We start from the raw sequence: 17,253 nt of genomic DNA, 5'->3' as shown, positions 1-17,253 counted from the left end.
AAGGCGGTAGAAAATCCACCAATAGGCACAAAAAGCAAACCATCAATTTTGGGGAATCACCGCTGCAATTTCCGCCAGAATTTCATATCGATGCTCATCCAGCCGTGGAGACTTAGTGGCGGACACCGTCAGTCCCGAAGCCGCAGTTCGTCCGTTTGCATCTGCATCGAGCCCAAGGTTTCGAGGAAGCTCATGCCGAGTAGGCTCTGGTCCAGCTTGCCGTCCTCGGAGACTGCGGCGGCGACGTCTTGGCGGGCGATGGGGCCGATGCCGACGGATTTGAGGGTCACGGGCGCGGCACGGCCCCGGCCGTTGGCGGTCATGATCGACATCGAATAGTTCATGGTCTTCGGGTCGAGACCGATGCGCTTTGCGTCGGCCTGGGTGAGGGCCAGCAGGCTTGCGCCGGTGTCGACGAGCATGTTGATGCGGTGGCCATCGATCATCACGTCTGCCGAAAAGTGGCCGTTCAGCAGCTTGTGGAGGATGACTTCCTGGCCGCCTTCGCTGGTGGTGACGACAAAGGCGCGGCCGGGGATGAGGCCGGCCATCAGCCGGTTGCCTGCATCCAGCGCGTCGTAGCGGTAGAGATAGGCGGTGGCCAGCGCCAGCAGGATGACCAGCCATATGAACAGGTTGCGCAAGGTCTCGCTGACGGTGCGCCGGCTGGCCCAGATACCGGCCGCCAGCATCAGGCTGATCGGCAGGAGGTAGACGATTCGACCGAAATCGTCGTTGTCGATGCCGAAGGTGGTGCCGCTGTCATGGTTGAAAACCAAAAGTGCCAGTCCGATGGCAAGGATGCCGAGGAAGACGGTGACACGGTTCATTCGGCAGCGTCCTGGCGCGGGACGAGATCGGCCAACCGGTCCGGCAGTTTCGCCATGATTTCATGGCGCCCGGCATCGTCGTAGGTCGACCAGCCGCCGATTTCCGCCAGGGTGCGGCCGCAGCCGACGCACAAGCCGCTGTCGGCGTCGATGTTGCAGATAAGAACGCAGGGTGTTTGCATGGGCTTCATATCGGGGTTTCAGACGGCCATGGCAAGGGCGCAGAGAATGGCGATTTCGCAAATCTGCTGTGTCGCGCCGATGGTGTCGCCAGTGTGGCCGGAAAGCCTGCGCCGGACATAGGCGGTGAATGCCAGGGTGACGACGACGCCAAGGCCGATGACGTCGAGAAGGGCGATTGTCGTCAGGCTCTGCCAGAGCAGCAGCGCGCCGAGCAGCACGCCGCTTACGACCGCTACGAGGGTTGCCTCGCTGTCCGGCTGGCCGGCGGCGACAGCGACGCCATCGGGCCTTGCGACCGGAAGACGGTGCCAGTGCCAGACCAGCGCGGCGCGGCTGAGGGCGGCGGTTGCGGGCAACGTCAGGGCTGCCGCAAGAGGAGGCAGACCGCGTGCGATGGCGGCAAGGGCTGCGGCGCGCAGGGCGAAGGAGAGTATCAGCGCCACTGCGCCGTAGGTGCCGATGCGGCTGTCCTTCATGATGGCGAGCGCCCGCTCCGCATCGCGTCCGCCGCCGAGCCCGTCGGCGGCGTCGCTGAGGCCATCCTCGTGCAGGGCGCCCGACAGCAGCGTCTGCAGGCCGAGCGCCAGAAGCGCAGCCAGCAACGGATCGACATCGCCTACAGTGAGCACGCCGAACAGCAGGGCTGCGGGGAGCGCGATGAGCGCGCCGGCAGCCGGGAAAGCGCGGGCAACCTTCCCGAGATTGCCGTCATGGCCATGGAAGACGGCATCCGGCATGCGAATGCGGCTGAGGAAGCCGACAGCGCGGGCGATATCTGTGGCGTAGGCGGTGATGGCTTGTAGCCTGGCGATGGTGGTGGGTCCTTGTGAAGGCGAGAGCCGCGACGCTTTTGCAGTTGTTCGCGCCGGCTTCCGTGATTAAGAGAGTGGCCAGCAAAAAAAGCCGATTTGCGACCAAAAGACAAGGAACCACAACGATGAGCGTCAGCGGCCTTCCCTTCGACGATTTCCGTGCGCTGCTGCGCGATCTGCCGGGTCCCGACCAACGGGCGCTTGTCGATGCGCGCGAGCGCGATGCGCAGTTGACCAAGCCGCGCGGCTCTCTCGGCCGGCTCGAGGAAATCGCCTTCTGGCTGGCAGCCTGGAGTGGCCGCAAACCCTCGGTCACCCGGCCGCTGGTGGCGATCTTTGCCGGCAATCACGGTGTCACGCGCCAGGGAATCACGCCATTTCCGCCTGAGGTCACGCAACAGATGGTCGAGAATTTCGCGGCCGGCGGCGCGGCGATCAACCAGATCTGCGTCGCCTACGACCTTGGCCTCAAGGTTTTCGACCTGGCCTTGGAATACCCGACCGGCGATATCACGGAGGAGGCGGCGCTGTCCGAGCGCGACTGTGCGGCGACCATGGCTTTCGGCATGGAGGCCATCGCCGGCGGCACGGATCTTCTCTGCATCGGCGAAATGGGCATCGGCAACACGACCATCGCGGCGGCAATCAACTATGCACTCTACGGCGGCACCGCTGCCGACTGGGTGGGGCCTGGCACGGGGTCTGAGGGTGAGATGCTGCAGCGCAAGACCGCGGCCGTCGAAAAGGCTGTGGCGCTGCACCGCGACCATTTGTCCGATCCGCTGGAAATCCTGCGTCGTCTCGGCGGTCGCGAGATCGCGGCTATGGCGGGCGCCATCCTTGCCGCCCGCGTCGAGCGCATTCCCGTCATCCTCGACGGCTATGTGGCGACGGCGGCAGGCGCGATCCTCAAGGCTGCCAATCCCGCTGCCCTCGACCACTGCCTGATCGGCCACGTCTCCGGCGAGCCGGGCCATATGAAGGCGATCGAGAAGCTCGGCAAGACACCGCTTCTGGCCCTCGGCATGCGGCTCGGCGAGGGCACCGGCGCAGCGCTTGCCGCCGGCATCGTCAAGGCCGCAACCGCCTGCCACTCCGGCATGGCGACGTTTGCAGCCGCCGGCGTCAGCGACGGACACAGCCACACCCACTGACCGGCAGCAACGACCGGTGACATGGACCGGCAGCATAGACAGGTGGGATCGGGGGGCTGCGGCATCTTGAATTGCAGCTGCGGGTTCTGTATGCGCAACGCTTCTGAACGCGATGGCCGGAGAACGCGCACTTGTCGAAATCAGCAGTGACCAAGGAAACCGGCGTCCGACACTTCTTCGCCGCCGCCGGCTATTCCTGGGGAGGTTTTCGCCGCCTGCTGAAGGAAGCGGCCTTCCGGCAGGAACTACTGTTCTTCGTCGTCGCGCAAATCATCCTCGTTGCCACCGGCACGCGGCTTTCCGATATCCTGGTGTCGATCTTCCTGTTCCTCGGACTGTTCGCAGCCGAAGCACTGAATACGGCAGTCGAAGAGGTCATCGACCGCATCTCGCCGGAGCTCTCGAACGTCGGCAAACACGCGAAGGACCTGGGCTCCTTCGCCGTCTTCTGCATGCTCGTCGCCTGCGGCCTCCACCTCGCCTTCACCGTGTTCAGCCACTACTGGCTCGGGTGATCACGCAAAACTCCGGCGTTTCTTGTCGATCGAAGGGGTTTGTTCGGCGGGGAGGGTCTGGAGGACGCGCTTGGCGGGGAGGATGGCGATGACTTCGGTGCCTTCGCGCAGTTTGGATTTCAGGATGAACTGACCGTCGTGCTTGGCAAGGATCGCCTGGACGATGGGCAGGCCGAGGCCGGTGCCCTGTTCGGCGCTCTTGATGGCGATGGAGCCCTGGCCGAAAGCCGAAAGCACGATCGGGATCTCCTCTTCGGGAATGCCCGGGCCGTTGTCCTTGATCGAGACATACTGGCCGCCGCTGAGTGTCCAGCCGACCTTGACCACCACTTCGCCGCCCTGCGGCGTAAACTTGACGGCATTCGACAGCAGGTTGAGGATCACCTGGCGGAGAGATTTTTCATCTGCCCAGACGGATGGCAGCGATCCCTCGAACTGCTGCGAGATCGAGATGTTCTTGCCGCGAGCCCGTAGCTGCACCATGCCGATGCAATCCTCGGCGACGTCGAGCAGCGAGATTGCCTCTTCGCTCAGGTCGTATTTGCCGGCTTCGATGCGCGACAGGTCGAGGATTTCGTTGATCAGGTTGAGAAGGTGCTGGCCGGAGCGGTGGATGTCGTCGGTGTATTCCTTGTAGGTCGGGTTGTTGAGCGGCCCCATGACCTCGGCCGACATCACCTCGGAAAAGCCGAGGATGGCGTTCAGCGGCGTGCGCAATTCGTGCGACATCGAGGCGAGGAAGCGCGATTTGGCCAGGTTTGCCTCCTCGGCGCGGCGCCTTGCCTCATCCGACATGGATTTGGCAACCTCGAGTTCGGCGATCAGGTTATCCTTTTCCGACTGGAAAAACAGGATCTTCAGGTTGAACTGGAACATCCGGTTGCCGATGAAGACGAAAAACACGACGGCTGCGGCAAAGGTCGAGGCGAGGCTGATATCGAGCAGGTCGCGCGTCAGTAAGGCTCTCAGGGCGAGCGCAATCGTGGTTGGTACGAAGGCATAGAGGACGCTGCGTGGCAGCAAGAAATTGGACATCGCCATGACGCAGAGCGCGACCAGCAGGGTGGCGCCCTTGTAGAGCAGGAAGCCGTCGCCGTCGCAGGTGTCGCAGCCCTTCATGGCAAAGGCAGCCCAGCAACAGCCGACCAGAACCTGCCCGAACAGCAGCACCCGCCGCCACTTCTGGGCGGTCTCGACGGTCAGCTGCTTGCGGCTGGCGCGTTGGCCGAGCACGAGGTTGACGGCATGGGCGCTCAGCGTCAGCAACGCCCAGGCAAGAAAGCCGATGTCGTGGGTGAGGTAGAGGCCAAGCGCCGAGACGACAATGACGAACAGCGGAACGAGCGTGGCGCCCTGAAGCATGTTGCCGATGTACATGGAGAGCAATTCGCGGTCGAAACTGCCGATATGACCGGATTGCAAACGCTCGCGCGTTTCGCGCACGGCTTTGGACACCGCCTTGTTGCGATGGCTTCGCGACCGATCAACAATGATCTTGTCCGAGGAGATGCTGGTGCCGGTACTCATGTGCACATACTTGCTCTGAAGATGGCCAAAGCGTATGCCGGAATCCTTAAGAAGATGCTGCCATGCAAGGTTTTGTTTGCCATCTTCGCAAACGAGTTGTTTTTCAAGGAGGCCGAAAGGTGGCGAAGCCCCGTGGTCTGTGGGGCGATAGCCTCATGGCATTTGCGTTTCTGGGCTTGCTGGGCCTCCTCGCATTCAAGTTGAACCTTCAGCCGGAAACGGTTGCAAACGGTAATTTTTCGGTCGTCGACGGCGATAGTCTGAAGCGCGAGGGAGGGCGATTTCGCCTGGTCGGCATCGATGCGCCGGAATTGCGGCAGCAATGCCAGCGCGATTCCCGATCCTGGGATTGCGGGCAGGTGGCGCGGGATGCGCTTTCGAAGATGCTGGCTGCCGGCCCGGTCGAGTGCCGGGGCCGGCAACGGGACCGCTATGACCGGCTTCTCGTCACCTGCAGCGTCGGCGGGCTCGACGTCAATGCCGAGATGGTTCGTCGCGGCATGGCTGTCGGCTATGGCGCCTACGAGGCTGAGGAGGCAGAGGCGCGTGACGCCAAGGCAGGGCTGTGGGCGGGCAGTTTCGAGCGACCCCGGGATTATCGGCGCGATGGCGGTGCAGCACAGTCGAGCCGCGATCCGCTGGCTGGTATCGGCGAGTATGTCCGCGACCTCATGGGATGGCGATGACGGATTTCGGAGCAGGAAGAGAAGAGCGGCTCGAGGGCCTGCGTATTGCGATCGCCGGATGTCGTATCTGTCGCGATAGTCCGGCGCGGGGCATCGAGTATCGTCTGCCGCACGAGCCGCGCCCGGTGGTGGTCGTCTCGTCCAAGGCGCGCATCCTGATCGCAGGACAGGCGCCGGGATTGCGGGTGCACCAAAGTGGCCTGCCGTTCGAAGATGCATCCGGCGACCGGCTGCGACAATGGCTGGGGGTGGACCGGGCGGCGTTCTACGATCGCGATCGCTTTGCCATCGTCCCCATGGGCTTTTGCTTTCCCGGCTACGACGCTGCCGGCAGCGACTTGCCGCCCCGGCGTGAATGCGCGCCGGCGTGGCGCCGGACCGTGCTGGATGCCATGCCGCAGATCGAGCTGGTGCTGGCAATCGGCCAGTATGCGCAAGCCTTTCACCTCGGGCCTTCAAGGATGGCGTCGATGACGGAGACGGTATCTGCATGGAAGCGTTATGTTTTGACCAATGAGGGGCCCGCGGTGATGCCGCTTCCGCATCCGAGCTGGCGCAACAGTGGCTGGCTGAAGCGCCACCCGTGGTTCGAGAGCGATTTGCTGCCGGTGTTGCAAAATCGGGTGAAAACCCTCACTTTCTGAAATCATGTTCTTTTCTTTCCCCGGAATCGCGCTATAGACAGAATATATTTCGAAAAAGGACATTGGGGATGGATCGTCTAGATAGAAAGATCCTGCGGCTTCTGCAGGAAGATTCAACGCTTGCCGTCGCAGATCTCGCCAAGAAGGTCGGGCTGTCGACGACGCCCTGCTGGCGGCGTATCCAGAAGATGGAAGAAGACGGCGTCATCCGTGGCCGCGTCGCGCTGCTCGACCCCGTCAAGGTCAATACCAAGGTCACCGTCTTTGTCTCGATCCGGACGGCCAGCCACTCGATCGAATGGCTGAAGCGTTTTTCCGAGGTGGTTTCCGAATTTCCGGAAGTGGTGGAATTCTACCGCATGAGCGGTGACGTCGACTACCTGCTGCGCGTCGTCGTGCCCGATATTGCCGCCTATGACGCGTTCTACAAGCGGATGATCGCCAAGATCGAAATCCGCGACGTGTCGTCGGTGTTTGCCATGGAGCAGATCAAGTATTCGACGCAACTGCCGCTCGACTATATGCTGCTCGACGCCAGCAAGTCGAACGACGAATAACGGAAAAGGGCAGCGTGCCGGTGCGCGCTGCCTTTTTCGCTTGTGGCGTCGAGGCCCTGGGCTTTTTGCCGGCCTCCGGTGCAGCCTACTTCTTTTCCAGCCGGGCCAGCAGCGACGACGTGTCCCATCGCTTGCCACCCATCGCCTGGACTTCTCCATAGAATTGATCCACCAGCGCCGTCACGGGCAGCGTTGCACCGTTGCGGCGGGCTTCGCTGAGGACGATGTCGAGATCCTTGCGCATCCAGTCGACGGCGAAGCCGAAATCGTATTTGCCGGCCATCATCGTCTTGTGGCGGTTTTCCATCTGCCAGGAGCCGGCAGCGCCCTTGGAGATCACCTCGACCACCTTCTCGATGTCGAGCCCGGCCTTCTGGCCGAAATGGATGCCTTCGGCCAGGCCCTGGACGAGGCCGGCGATGCAGATCTGGTTGATCATCTTGGTCAACTGGCCGGCGCCGACATCGCCCATGAGCCCGACCATGCGGGCATAGGCGTCGATCACCGGCTTTGCCTTTTCGAACACCGCAGCTTCGCCACCGCACATGACGGTGAGCACGCCGTTCTCGGCACCGGCCTGGCCACCGGACACCGGAGCATCGATGAAATGGCAGCCCTTGGCTTTTGCGGCGGCATCGAGTTCGCGTGCGACTTCGGCACTGGCTGTGGTGTTATCGATCAGGATTGCCCCGGGCTTCATGCCGGAGAACACGCCATTCTCGGCGGTGGTGACGGAGCGCAGATCGTCGTCATTGCCGACGCAGGTAAAGACGAAGTCGGCGTCCCTTGCGGCATCTGCCGGGGTGGCAGCGGATTTGCCGCCATATTGCTTCACCCAGGCCTCGGCCTTGGCAGCCGTCCGGTTATAGACGGTGACGGTGTGTCCGCCCTTGACGGCGAGATGTCCGGCCATCGGATAGCCCATGACCCCGAGGCCGATGAAAGTGACATTCGACATGCGTACATTCCTTCTCAGATTTCGCCAGAGCATTAGCTGAAAGCCGAAATCCAGGAAAGGCCGTTTGGCGTCAGGGGACGAGCGAGGGCGCTGATTTCGCAATTGTCGCTTTCCGCAGAAGCAAATTTCGACGAAGTCGGTGAATTTCACAAAATCCTTTGTCGATAAGCCGACTAGATTTCTCCAGTGTAGGGGCCATGGCAGCAGAATGCTGACGCAAGGAGATGTGACATGATATCGCGCAGACAGACACTCGGGCTTTTGGGCGCCGTCGCCGCTACATCGCTTCTACCGCTCGGCGGCATCGCACGCGCCGCAGCCGCCAAGCAGCTGCGCATCGGCTGGCAGAAGAACGGCGTGCTGGCGCTGGCCAAGCGCCAGGGAGCGCTGGAGAAGCGGCTGGCGGGGCAAGGTGTTTCGGTCGAATGGTCGGAGTTCACCTCGGGGCCGCCTCTGCTGGAAGCACTCGGGGCCGGCGCGCTGGATTTCGGCGCAACCGGCGATGTCCCGCCGCTGTTTGCCCAGGCGGCGAATGGCAATCTCCTTTATGTCGGGCTCTATCGCGGCAGCCCGGAAGGCTCTGCCATACTGGTGCGGGCGGATTCGTCGATCAAGTCGCTTGCCGACCTCAAGGGCAAGAAGCTTGCCTTCAAGCGTGGCTCCAGCGCCCACAACGTTGCTGTCAAGGCCCTGCAAAAGGCAGGCCTGACGCCTTCAGATGTCGAGCCGATCGACCTGTCGCCCTCGGATGCGGCTGCCGCCTTCAAGACCGGCAGCATCGATGCCTGGTCGATCTGGGATCCCTATCTGGCGATTGCCGAGGCCGATCCCCAGACCCGCGTGCTGGCGACGGCGCGGGGTATCGTCGACAGTTATTCGTTTTTCCTCGCCAATGGCGACTATACGGCGAGCAACCCGCAGCTCGTGTCTGCCGTCATCGACGAACTGGCAAAGGTGGGTGCTGCGGCACAGGGGCAACTCGAGGACACCGTGGCGGCGCTCTCCGGCATCACCGGTGTGCCGGCCGACGTGACGCGGGTGACGCTGACGCGGCCCGGCGCGGATCTCGGCAGCGTCTCGACGATGACAGATGCAGCGGTTGCCTACCAGCAATCGCTGGCCGAGGAATTCTATGGTCTGGGCATCGTGCCGAAGAAGCTCAATGTCAGCGATATCGTCTGGCGGCCGAAGGCGAGTTGAGTTTGCAAGCCTCATGCAGACGCTTCCCTGACAATGCCGGAGCCCGACTTCAAGCAAAATTATTCTAAGACCTTGCTGCGGTTGGGAAACCGCGGCTTCGATCTTGCGCCGCGACCATGACACTATGAACTTGCCGGATAGGGATCCGGTTGCGAATTTTTATGAGGCACTTCGATGATTACCCGCAGACAGACGCTTGGGCTTTTCGGTGCAGCCGCTTCTGCTGCCATCCTTCCGCAGGTGAGGGGGGCGAGCGCCGCCACCGGCACGACGCTGAGGGTCGGCTGGCAGAAATTCGGCGTGGTGCCACTCGCCAAGAAAAGCGGCGCGCTGGAGAAGCGCCTGGCCGGCAAGGGCGTGACCGTCGAGTGGAACGAGTTTACCTCGGGGCCGCCGCTGCTCGAAGCCATCGGGGCGGGCGCCATCGATTTCGGGATCACCGGCGACGTGCCGCCGCTATTCGCGCAGGCTGCCGGTCGTGACCTCCTCTATGTCGGTGCCTATCAGGGGCCGGCCGCCTTTCACGGCCTGCTGGTGCACAAGGATTCGCCGATCCAGAAGATCGAGGATCTGAAGGGCAAGAAACTCGCCTACAAGCGCGGTTCCAGCGGCCACAACTTCGCCATCCAGGTATTGCGCAAGGGCGGCCTGACGGTCTCTGACATCACGGAGGTGGATCTGGCGCCACCGGACGCCGCTGCTGCTTTCAAGAACGGCAGCATCGATGCCTGGGCGATCTGGGATCCCTACTTTGCCGTCACAGAGGCCGATCCGCAGACACGCGTGCTGACCACCTCCGAGGGCATCATCGACAACTGGGGCTATTTCCTCGGCAACGGCGGCTTCACGGCCAAGAACCCAGAGGTGATTGCCGACGTCATCGACGAACTGGCCAAGGTCGGTGCCGCGGCGCAGACCAATCTCGATGCAACGGTGACGGCGCTGGCGCAGATCACCGGCGTGCCGGAGCCGATCACTCGCGTCACGCTGACCCGCAGCAAGGCTGACCTCGGCAAGGTCTCGCTGATGCCGGACGCGGCGCTTGCCTACCAGCAGGCTTTGGCGGACGATTTCTACAGCCTCGGCATCGTGCCGAAGAAGCTCAAGGTCAGCGACATCGTCTGGCACCCTAAAGCCAGCTGATTGATCCCCGCGACCACGGAACAAGGGAAACAGACATGACAAACACTTCCAAGCCAATCGACTTCCTCTGGTTTATCCCGACTTCGGGCGACGGCAGCTATCTCGGTTCCGCCGACCTCAACCGCGACACGGATATCGGCTATCTGACGCAGATCGCGCAGGCCGTCGATCGCCTCGGCTATTCCGGCGTGCTGCTGCCGACCGGCGTGTCATGCGAGGAATCCTTCGTCACGGCGGCAGCGCTTGCAGCCCATACGCAGAAGCTCAAATTCCTGGTGGCGGTGCGTCCCGGTACGGCGTCGCCGGCCTATTACGCCCGGCTGGCCTCAACGCTCGATCGCATCTCGCACGGACGCCTGCTGCTTAACATCGTCGTCGGCGGCAGTCCCTCTGAGCTTGCGGGCGACGGCATCTTCCTGAAGCATGACGAGCGCTACGATCACGCCAATGAATTCTTCGACGTGTTCGAAGAGCTGATGGCCAAGGGCACGTCGACGCTCGATGGCAAGTATATCAAGGCGACCGGTGCACGGTTGGCCCTGCCGCCGGTGCAATCGCCGCGTCCGCCGCTGTATTTCGGCGGTTCTTCGGACGCTGGCATCGATTTTGCCGTCGGTCGCGTCGACAAGTACCTGACCTGGGGCGAACCTCCGGCGCAGGTTGCCGAAAAGGTCGAAAAGGTGCGGGCTGCAGCAAAGCGCACCGGCCGCGAAGTCAGCTTCGGCATCCGCCTCCACTTCATCGTTCGTGAAACCGACGACGAGGCTTGGGCCGCCGCCGACCGCCTGATCTCGCAGCTCGACGACGATACGATCCGCGAAGCACAGGAGCGCTTCGTCAAGGAATCCGATTCTGTCGGACAGAAGCGCATGGCCGCCCTGCATGGCGGACGCCGCGACAATCTCGAAGTGTCTCCCAACCTCTGGGCCGGAGTTGGCCTGGTGCGCGCGGGAGCCGGCACGGCCCTGGTCGGATCGCCGAAGACTGTGGCCGCACGCCTGCGCGAATACCAGGAGATCGGCATCGAGACGGTGATCGGCTCCGGCTATCCGCATCTGGAAGAAGCTTACCGCGTTTCCGAGCTGCTCTTCCCGGAACTGGGGCTTGGACGCGAATTGCAGCGCGGCAGCTTCGACGTCGAGTTCGGCAAGCGCCAGGTTTTCGGCGGCGGCAGCCATGGTGGCAACCTGAAGGTCGTGTCCGGATCCTGATCCGGCAGAGAGGGACAAGATCATGGCGGCAGTCGACACACACTTCGTCGAGGTAAGGGCAGCGCGGACGGCGGACAACGATATCGCCAGCCGCGCGCGCAAAAACCTGGAGGCCTGGCTGCCTTACCTGGTTCCGGTCGCCATCGTCGCACTCTGGCAGCTCGGCTCGTCGGCCGGATGGATTTCGTCGCGGATCATGCCATCGCCGTTCGATGTGGTGATGGCCTTCTGGCAGACGACGACCTCCGGTCAATTGCCGAAAGACATTGCCGTCAGCGCCGGCCGAGCCTTTGCCGGCCTGTTTGTCGGCGGCAGCATCGGGTTCCTGCTTGGTCTTGCCAACGGCGTGTCGCGGCTGTCGGAAAAGCTGACCGACACGACCTTGCAGATGATGCGCACCGTGCCGCATCTGGCGATGATCCCTCTGGTCATCCTGTGGTTCGGCATCGGCGAGGAATCAAAGCTGTTCCTGACCTCGCTCGGTGTGTTGTTTCCGGTCTACCTCAACACCTATCATGGCGTACGCAATGTCGACCGAGACCTGATCGAGATGGGTCGCGTCTACGGCATGGGCAACTGGACGCTGTTTCGCAAGGTCATCTTTCCCGGCGCCCTGCCGTCGATCTTCGTCGGCCTGCGCTATGCGCTCGGCATCATGTGGCTGACGCTGATCGTCTCGGAATCGATTGCGGCTTCATCCGGCATCGGCCACATGGCCAACAACGCCCGCGAATTCATGATGACCGATGTCGTCGTGCTGTCGCTGGTGATCTATGCGGTGCTCGGCAAGCTGGCCGATGTTGCAGCCCGGGCGATGGAGCGCAGGGCGCTCCGCTGGAACCCTACCTATCAGCAGCGCTGAGGACAGAGAGATGAACGTCATCGCCCACCCACGATTTCAGCCGGTCGAACACAAAAGCACACAGCCGGAGGCGGCGAGTGCTGCACCGGGTGCCGGTGCCATCCGCGTCCGTGGCCTCGAAAAGCGTTTCGGCGACAACCAGGTCCTGCGGGGTATCGATCTCGATATTCCGGCCGGCCAGTTCGTCGCCGTCATCGGCAAGAGCGGCTGCGGCAAGAGCACGCTGCTACGCATCCTGATGGGACTGGACGCGCCGACCGGCGGCAGCGTCGCCTTCGGTACAACCTCGGGCGAGGCGGCTCCGAACGCCCGCATCGTCTTCCAGGAGCCACGCCTGCTGCCCTGGCTGAGCGTCGCCGACAATGTCACCGTCGGTCTCGGCGAGGGTGTTTCCAAGGCAGAAGGTCGCAAGGCTGCGGCGAGGGTTCTCTCGGAAGTGCAACTGGCGGAAAAGGCCGGTAACTGGCCGGCTCAACTGTCCGGTGGACAGCGCCAACGCGTGGCGCTCGCCCGCGCGCTGGTCAGCAAGCCCGGCATTCTTGCCCTGGACGAGCCGCTCGGCGCCCTCGACGCGCTCACCCGCATCAGCATGCAGGAGCTCTTGAACCGCGTCTGGCGCGAACTCGGCTTCACAGCCGTCCTCGTCACCCACGATGTCAGCGAAGCCGTGCATCTGGCCGACCGCGTCATTGTGCTCGAGGAAGGCGGGATTGCCCTCGACCTCCCCGTTCCCCACCCCCATCCCCGCCGCCACGGCAATCCGGCGCTGGCGGAGCTGGAAGGCAAGCTGCTGGCCGCTATCCTGGGGCATTGAGACGCTTGGGAAAGCGGTCCGCTTTCCCATCAGCGACGTTAGCCGTCTAGCGGGTAGAGCGATGCGCTATCAGTGCTGCTGCTTCAACCGCGCCACCACCAGATGCCCCGGGGTTGGCTGCCCGTCTTCCATGCGGACGTTGATGTCGGTGATTTCGATGAGGTCGAAGCCGGTGGCTGTCAGGCGTTCGCGGACGTAGGCCTCAGCGTGGGCGAAGCGCTGGTGCGGGCCGACCATGTAGGGGCGGCCGGCGAGGGTTTCTTCGGGCAGCGTTTCCGACGAGAATATGAAGAGGCCGCCGGGCGTCAGGTTTTCGGCGGTTCCGAAGAACAGCGGCTCGAGCGCACCGAGATACGGCAGCACGTCGGTGGCGGTTATGATGTCGAAGGGCTCTTCGTCGTTGTCCTCGAGAAAATCCTCGACCTCTGCGACAAACAGCGAATCGTAGATGTCCTTCTCGTCGGCGATCTCGACCATGTTTTCCGACAGGTCTATGCCGGTCATGTCGTCGACGATGTCGCTGAGCACGCCGCCTGTGAGGCCGGTGCCGCAGCCGAGATCGAGCAGCCGCTTGAAGGGCCCGAGGCCGAGTGCCTGCAGGCGCTGGCGAACCAGCATCGGCACATGGTAGCCGAGTTGCTCGACGAGCACGTCCTCGAAGACTTCGGCATGCTGGTCGAACAGCGTCTCGACATAGGCGTCCGGCGCCCGTGTCGGTGTCTCGCCGCGTCCCATCGAGGCGATGCGAACTGAGGCGCCGCCGTGATCGTCGGGGTCGATTGCCAGGACCTCGTTATAGGCGGCAACGGCCGCGTCGATGTCGCCGGATTTCTCCAGCTCGAGGGCTCGGTTATAGGCGTCGGCCAGCGCGTCTTCGTCGATCTTGTTTTTCATGCCGGCTTTTTAAGCCGGGTCAAATGCCGCTGCAACCGCTATTTCAGTTCAGGATGAATTCGCCTTTGAGGGCGCGCCAGTCTGTTGCCGAGATCAGCTTGCGGTGGACGTAACGGACGGAGTGGAGGGGGCCGTCGAGTTTCTCCTGCCAAAATTTCAGGAAGCTGCGCATTTCCGGAAAGTCCGGGGAGAGATCGTAGTCTTGCCAGAGATAGGTCTGGAGGATGGCGGGATGATCGGGAAGGCGGTAGAAAATTTCGGCGGTGGTCAGTCCGTAGCCTTTCAGCTGCAATTCCATTTCCTTATGCATCGGCCCCTCGCTTGCGGTTCCAACTCCTGGGCGTGACGTTCGTCACAAAGATATGGAAACACGGGATGCTTAACCGAAGCTTTCGAAAATGACTTTTCGTGACAATTTTGTGATGATAATCAACAGGTTAGCAGTTCTCTGAGGGGAGTGCTGCCAATTGATCTGACCCTCGCCCTTACCGGACGAGGTGCCGTGTCAGCCGGCGTTCTGTCCATTCCAGGAAATGACGCAGGATTTCGACGATGCTGAGGTAGAAGATCGCCGCCCAGAGGTAGCTCTGGTAATCGTAGGTTTGCGAGAAGGCGTAGCGCGTTTCACCCATGAGGTCGAAGACGGTGATGATGGCAACGACCGCCGAGCCCTTTACCATCAGGATGATTTCGTTGCCGTAGGGGCGAAGCGCGACGATCAGTGCCTGCGGCAGGATGATCTTGAAGAAGGCTACCAGCTTGGGGATGCCGAGCGACGAGGCTGCCTCGTGCTGGCCCTTGGAGACGCTGATGATGGCGCCACGCAGGATTTCCGTCTGGTAGGCAGCGGTGTTCAGTGTCAGCGACAGCAGCCCGCAATACCAGGCCTCGCGAAAGAACCACCAGAGGCCGACCGACTGCCATTCGGGCCGAAAGCTGCCGAGGCCGTAGTAGATCAGGAAAAGCTGGGCGAGGATCGGCGTTCCACGAAAGACGTAGACGTAGACATAGGCAAAGCCGCTGAACAGCCGGTTCTTCGACATGCGGGCAAAGGCCAGCGGTACTGAAAGCACCGCGCCGAAGACGATCGAGAAGGCCACCAGCTCGAGCGTCGTTATCAGGCCATGCACGAAGCGCGGTCCGTATTTGAAGAATTTCTCGTTGTCCCAGTTGGTAATCATCATCGCCAGCAGGGCAACACCGAGGAGAGCCCAGAGGGTCACGACGATGTAGCCTGTCATCCGGGCCGGTCGCATCCGGGTCATGGCCTCTGGTGGCGGCGCGCGTGGCGGGATAAGGGCCTTCGAATAGCTCATCGCGATGCCTCCGAGCGCTTGGTCCACCGGTCGATAAAGCCGAGGCCGACTGATGAGACAATGGCGAGGAACAGATAGAGGCCGCAGGCAAGCAGGTAGAAGCCGAAGGCATCCTTGGTGACGCGCACCGCGATGCCGGTCTGGCGCAGGATGTCGGTCAGGCCGATGATCGAGACGTAGGAGGTGTCCTTCAGGAGGTTCATCCAGAGGTTCCCGAGGCCGGGCAGGGCGATACGGATCAGCTGCGGCAGGACGATCAGCTGCATGGTGCGAAATCGCCCGAGGCCCAGCGAATCGCCAGCCTCGTACTGGCCTTTGGGGATGGCGCGGAATGCCGATAGCAGGACTTCGGCGCAATAGGCGGAAAACACCACCGAGAGAGCCAGCATGCCGGCCACGAAGGCATTGATCTCGACGCGTCCCTCGTAGCCGAGAGAGGCAAGCAGGCTCTGGAGGGCGATCTGGATGCCGTAATAGACGATGAACAGCGTTAGCAGTTCGGGAAGACCGCGGAAGATCGTCGTGTAGATGCTGGCCGCCAGCCGTACGGACTTTTCTTCCGACTGCTGGCCGAGCGCCACGAGGAAGCCGATGGCAAGGCCGACCGGCAGGGTGGACAGCGCGACGACGATGGTGACCTTCATGCCGAGGGCAATCTCGTCGCCCCAGCCTGTATCGCCGCAGGCGATGACCGTTCCCGAACCGAACAGACTGAAAAGGCCGACCGGCCCGCATAAAGGATCGAAGATAGTGCTCATCCGATCCCACAGGGATCCGAGGGCGGAAAACGCTCCGCTCATGCCTTTATTTCCCCTCGCGACTGTTTCGTCGCTTACTATTACCGACAGTTCTCAAATAAAAACGGCGGAAGAGCAAGCCTCCCGCCGCCAGTATTTTGCATCGCATCTAAACCCGGCGATTACTTTCCGTAAACGTCGAAGTCGAAATACTTGTCCTGGATCTTCTTGTAAGTGCCGTCGGCGCGGATGGCGGCAAGCGCGGTGTTGAGCTTGGTCTTCAGCGCATCGTCGCCCTTGCGAACGCCAATGCCGGCGCCTTCGCCGTTGATAACCGGATCGATCGGCAGGGTGCCGAGCATCTTGCAGCAGCTGCCGGCATCCGACTTGACCCATTCCGACAGGACGACGACGTCATCGATGACGGCATCGATACGGCCGTTCGTCATGTCGAGCTTGTACTCGTCAGCGGTCGGATAGAGCTTCAGTTCGGCATCCTTCAGGTGGGCCGTCGCATAGTTGGCGTGGGTCGTCGACGACTGGGCGCCGATGGTTTTGCCCTTGAGGCCGGCGTCGGTCGCTTCCGTGACCTTGGAATCCTTCGGCACAGCAATGGCAGGTGGGGTGTTGTAGATCTTGTTGGTGAAGTCGATCGACTTCAAGCGCTCAGGCGTGATCGACATGGAGGAGACGATCATGTCGAACTTCTTCGCCTGCAGGGCAGGAATGATGCCGTCGAAATCCTGGTTGACGATCGTGCACTTGACTTTCATCTGGTCGCAAAGAGCGTTGGCGATGTCGATGTCGAAGCCCTGGAACTTGCCGGCTGAATCCAGCGATTCGAAGGGCGGGTAGGTCGCATCGGTGCCGATGGTCAGCGTGTCGCCGTCGGCCATGGCCACGCCGGAAAAGAGCGACATCGCTGCGAGCGACGCTGCGGCGAAGAGACGGGTTGAGTTGCGCATGTGGATCCTCTCTGTTGGTGACCGCGGGGTGTTCTTGTTTTCCGCGCGCGGTTTGAATGGGGCGGAAATCGCGAGGACCGCCTTGCGGAGATAATTTTCCTCTTTTCGAGAGAATTGCAACCGGAATCATCTGTCGATGATGCAGTGCACAGTTTCCGCGCCCGGAGGCCATGTGAACGGTGGCTGCACGCAACATTCATCGGGGATTCATTTCACGGACTTTAGAAAAGCGGAACAAAATGAAG

20 protein-coding genes are annotated in these 17,253 nt (G+C 62.1%); 10 read left to right on the top strand and 10 right to left on the bottom strand.

What is annotated here, in order from left to right; all coding sequences use genetic code 11:
• Window positions 1–128: 128 nt before the first annotated feature.
• Genes PR018_RS07860 through PR018_RS07850 form a run of 3 tightly spaced genes read right to left on the bottom strand, consistent with a single transcriptional unit; the run spans window position 129 to window position 1,750 of the window.
• On the bottom strand, window positions 129–830 hold the full coding sequence (locus tag PR018_RS07860; RefSeq protein WP_142829165.1) for a retropepsin-like aspartic protease family protein: 702 nt from the start codon (window positions 828–830) through the stop codon (window positions 129–131).
• A complete protein-coding gene (locus PR018_RS07855; RefSeq protein ID WP_142822994.1) occupies window positions 827–1,012 on the bottom strand; it encodes a DUF1289 domain-containing protein in 186 nt (61 codons plus the stop codon). The genes PR018_RS07860 and PR018_RS07855 overlap by 4 nt, the downstream gene beginning before the upstream one ends.
• A gap of 18 nt (window positions 1,013–1,030) precedes the next feature.
• Window positions 1,031–1,750 (bottom strand): adenosylcobinamide-GDP ribazoletransferase, encoded by a 720-nt coding sequence (locus PR018_RS07850; protein WP_244615251.1) that lies wholly within the window; start codon window positions 1,748–1,750, stop codon window positions 1,031–1,033.
• Window positions 1,751–1,950: 200 nt separating this feature from the next.
• On the opposite strand from PR018_RS07850, the gene cobT reads away from it, so the two are divergent.
• Window positions 1,951–2,979, top strand: a complete 1,029-nt coding sequence (gene cobT / locus PR018_RS07845) for a nicotinate-nucleotide--dimethylbenzimidazole phosphoribosyltransferase (protein ID WP_142829163.1) — start codon at window positions 1,951–1,953, stop codon at window positions 2,977–2,979.
• Window positions 2,980–3,110: 131 nt separating this feature from the next.
• Window positions 3,111–3,494, top strand: coding sequence for a diacylglycerol kinase (locus PR018_RS07840; protein WP_111221798.1), 384 nt, complete (start codon window positions 3,111–3,113; stop codon window positions 3,492–3,494).
• Here PR018_RS07840 and PR018_RS07835 read toward each other — a convergent pair whose 3' ends face one another.
• Window positions 3,495–5,021, bottom strand: a complete 1,527-nt coding sequence (locus PR018_RS07835) for a sensor histidine kinase (RefSeq protein WP_142822988.1) — start codon at window positions 5,019–5,021, stop codon at window positions 3,495–3,497.
• A 119-nt stretch (window positions 5,022–5,140) separates the two neighbouring features.
• Here PR018_RS07835 and PR018_RS07830 point away from each other — a divergent pair, with 119 nt between their 5' ends.
• From PR018_RS07830 to PR018_RS07820, 3 genes are all read left to right on the top strand, one after another.
• Complete coding sequence (locus PR018_RS07830) at window positions 5,141–5,707, top strand: thermonuclease family protein (protein WP_224127702.1); 567 nt, start codon at window positions 5,141–5,143, stop codon at window positions 5,705–5,707.
• On the top strand, window positions 5,704–6,351 hold the full coding sequence (locus PR018_RS07825; RefSeq protein WP_142822984.1) for a uracil-DNA glycosylase family protein: 648 nt from the start codon (window positions 5,704–5,706) through the stop codon (window positions 6,349–6,351). Before PR018_RS07830 ends, PR018_RS07825 begins: the two co-directional genes overlap by 4 nt.
• A gap of 68 nt (window positions 6,352–6,419) precedes the next feature.
• Window positions 6,420–6,908, top strand: a complete 489-nt coding sequence (locus PR018_RS07820) for an Lrp/AsnC family transcriptional regulator (protein ID WP_111221801.1) — start codon at window positions 6,420–6,422, stop codon at window positions 6,906–6,908.
• An 85-nt stretch (window positions 6,909–6,993) separates the two neighbouring features.
• On the opposite strand, the gene PR018_RS07815 is transcribed toward PR018_RS07820, so the two are convergent.
• On the bottom strand, window positions 6,994–7,866 hold the full coding sequence (locus PR018_RS07815; protein ID WP_142822982.1) for an NAD(P)-dependent oxidoreductase: 873 nt from the start codon (window positions 7,864–7,866) through the stop codon (window positions 6,994–6,996).
• Window positions 7,867–8,097: 231 nt separating this feature from the next.
• Here PR018_RS07815 and PR018_RS07810 point away from each other — a divergent pair, with 231 nt between their 5' ends.
• The 5 genes from PR018_RS07810 (at window position 8,098) to PR018_RS07790 (ending at window position 13,096) form a co-directional block, all read left to right on the top strand.
• Complete coding sequence (locus tag PR018_RS07810; RefSeq protein ID WP_142829161.1) at window positions 8,098–9,066, top strand: aliphatic sulfonate ABC transporter substrate-binding protein; 969 nt, start codon at window positions 8,098–8,100, stop codon at window positions 9,064–9,066.
• A gap of 174 nt (window positions 9,067–9,240) precedes the next feature.
• Window positions 9,241–10,209, top strand: coding sequence for an aliphatic sulfonate ABC transporter substrate-binding protein (locus PR018_RS07805; protein ID WP_142822978.1), 969 nt, complete (start codon window positions 9,241–9,243; stop codon window positions 10,207–10,209).
• Window positions 10,210–10,244: 35 nt separating this feature from the next.
• The gene (gene ssuD / locus PR018_RS07800; RefSeq protein WP_111221805.1) at window positions 10,245–11,420 is read left to right on the top strand and encodes an FMNH2-dependent alkanesulfonate monooxygenase; all 1,176 of its coding nucleotides are present in this window, start codon (window positions 10,245–10,247) and stop codon (window positions 11,418–11,420) included.
• Window positions 11,421–11,442: 22 nt separating this feature from the next.
• Entirely contained in the window at window positions 11,443–12,282 is an 840-nt protein-coding gene (ssuC, locus tag PR018_RS07795) for an aliphatic sulfonate ABC transporter permease SsuC (RefSeq protein WP_142822976.1), read from the top strand.
• Between the two features lie 10 nt (window positions 12,283–12,292).
• On the top strand, window positions 12,293–13,096 hold the full coding sequence (locus tag PR018_RS07790) for an ABC transporter ATP-binding protein (RefSeq protein ID WP_142822974.1): 804 nt from the start codon (window positions 12,293–12,295) through the stop codon (window positions 13,094–13,096).
• Between the two features lie 69 nt (window positions 13,097–13,165).
• On the opposite strand, the gene PR018_RS07785 is transcribed toward PR018_RS07790, so the two are convergent.
• From PR018_RS07785 to PR018_RS07765, 5 genes are all read right to left on the bottom strand, one after another.
• A complete protein-coding gene (locus tag PR018_RS07785) occupies window positions 13,166–13,990 on the bottom strand; it encodes a class I SAM-dependent methyltransferase (RefSeq protein ID WP_142822972.1) in 825 nt (274 codons plus the stop codon).
• 43 nt (window positions 13,991–14,033) lie between these two features.
• Entirely contained in the window at window positions 14,034–14,300 is a 267-nt protein-coding gene (locus tag PR018_RS07780) for an usg protein (protein ID WP_111221809.1), read from the bottom strand.
• Between the two features lie 175 nt (window positions 14,301–14,475).
• Window positions 14,476–15,306, bottom strand: a complete 831-nt coding sequence (locus tag PR018_RS07775; RefSeq protein WP_142822970.1) for an ABC transporter permease — start codon at window positions 15,304–15,306, stop codon at window positions 14,476–14,478.
• Window positions 15,303–16,106 carry an ABC transporter permease gene (locus PR018_RS07770; RefSeq protein ID WP_142822968.1) on the bottom strand — a complete coding sequence of 268 codons (804 nt, stop codon included), beginning with the start codon at window positions 16,104–16,106 and terminating at the stop codon, window positions 15,303–15,305. Before PR018_RS07770 ends, PR018_RS07775 begins: the two co-directional genes overlap by 4 nt.
• A gap of 119 nt (window positions 16,107–16,225) precedes the next feature.
• The gene (locus PR018_RS07765; RefSeq protein ID WP_142822966.1) at window positions 16,226–17,008 is read right to left on the bottom strand and encodes an ABC transporter substrate-binding protein; all 783 of its coding nucleotides are present in this window, start codon (window positions 17,006–17,008) and stop codon (window positions 16,226–16,228) included.
• Window positions 17,009–17,253 lie beyond the last annotated feature (245 nt).

The organism is Rhizobium rhododendri (assembly GCF_007000325.2).
Taxonomy (GTDB): domain Bacteria; phylum Pseudomonadota; class Alphaproteobacteria; order Rhizobiales; family Rhizobiaceae; genus Rhizobium; species Rhizobium rhododendri.
This window is presented reverse-complemented; position numbering and strand designations above follow the sequence as displayed.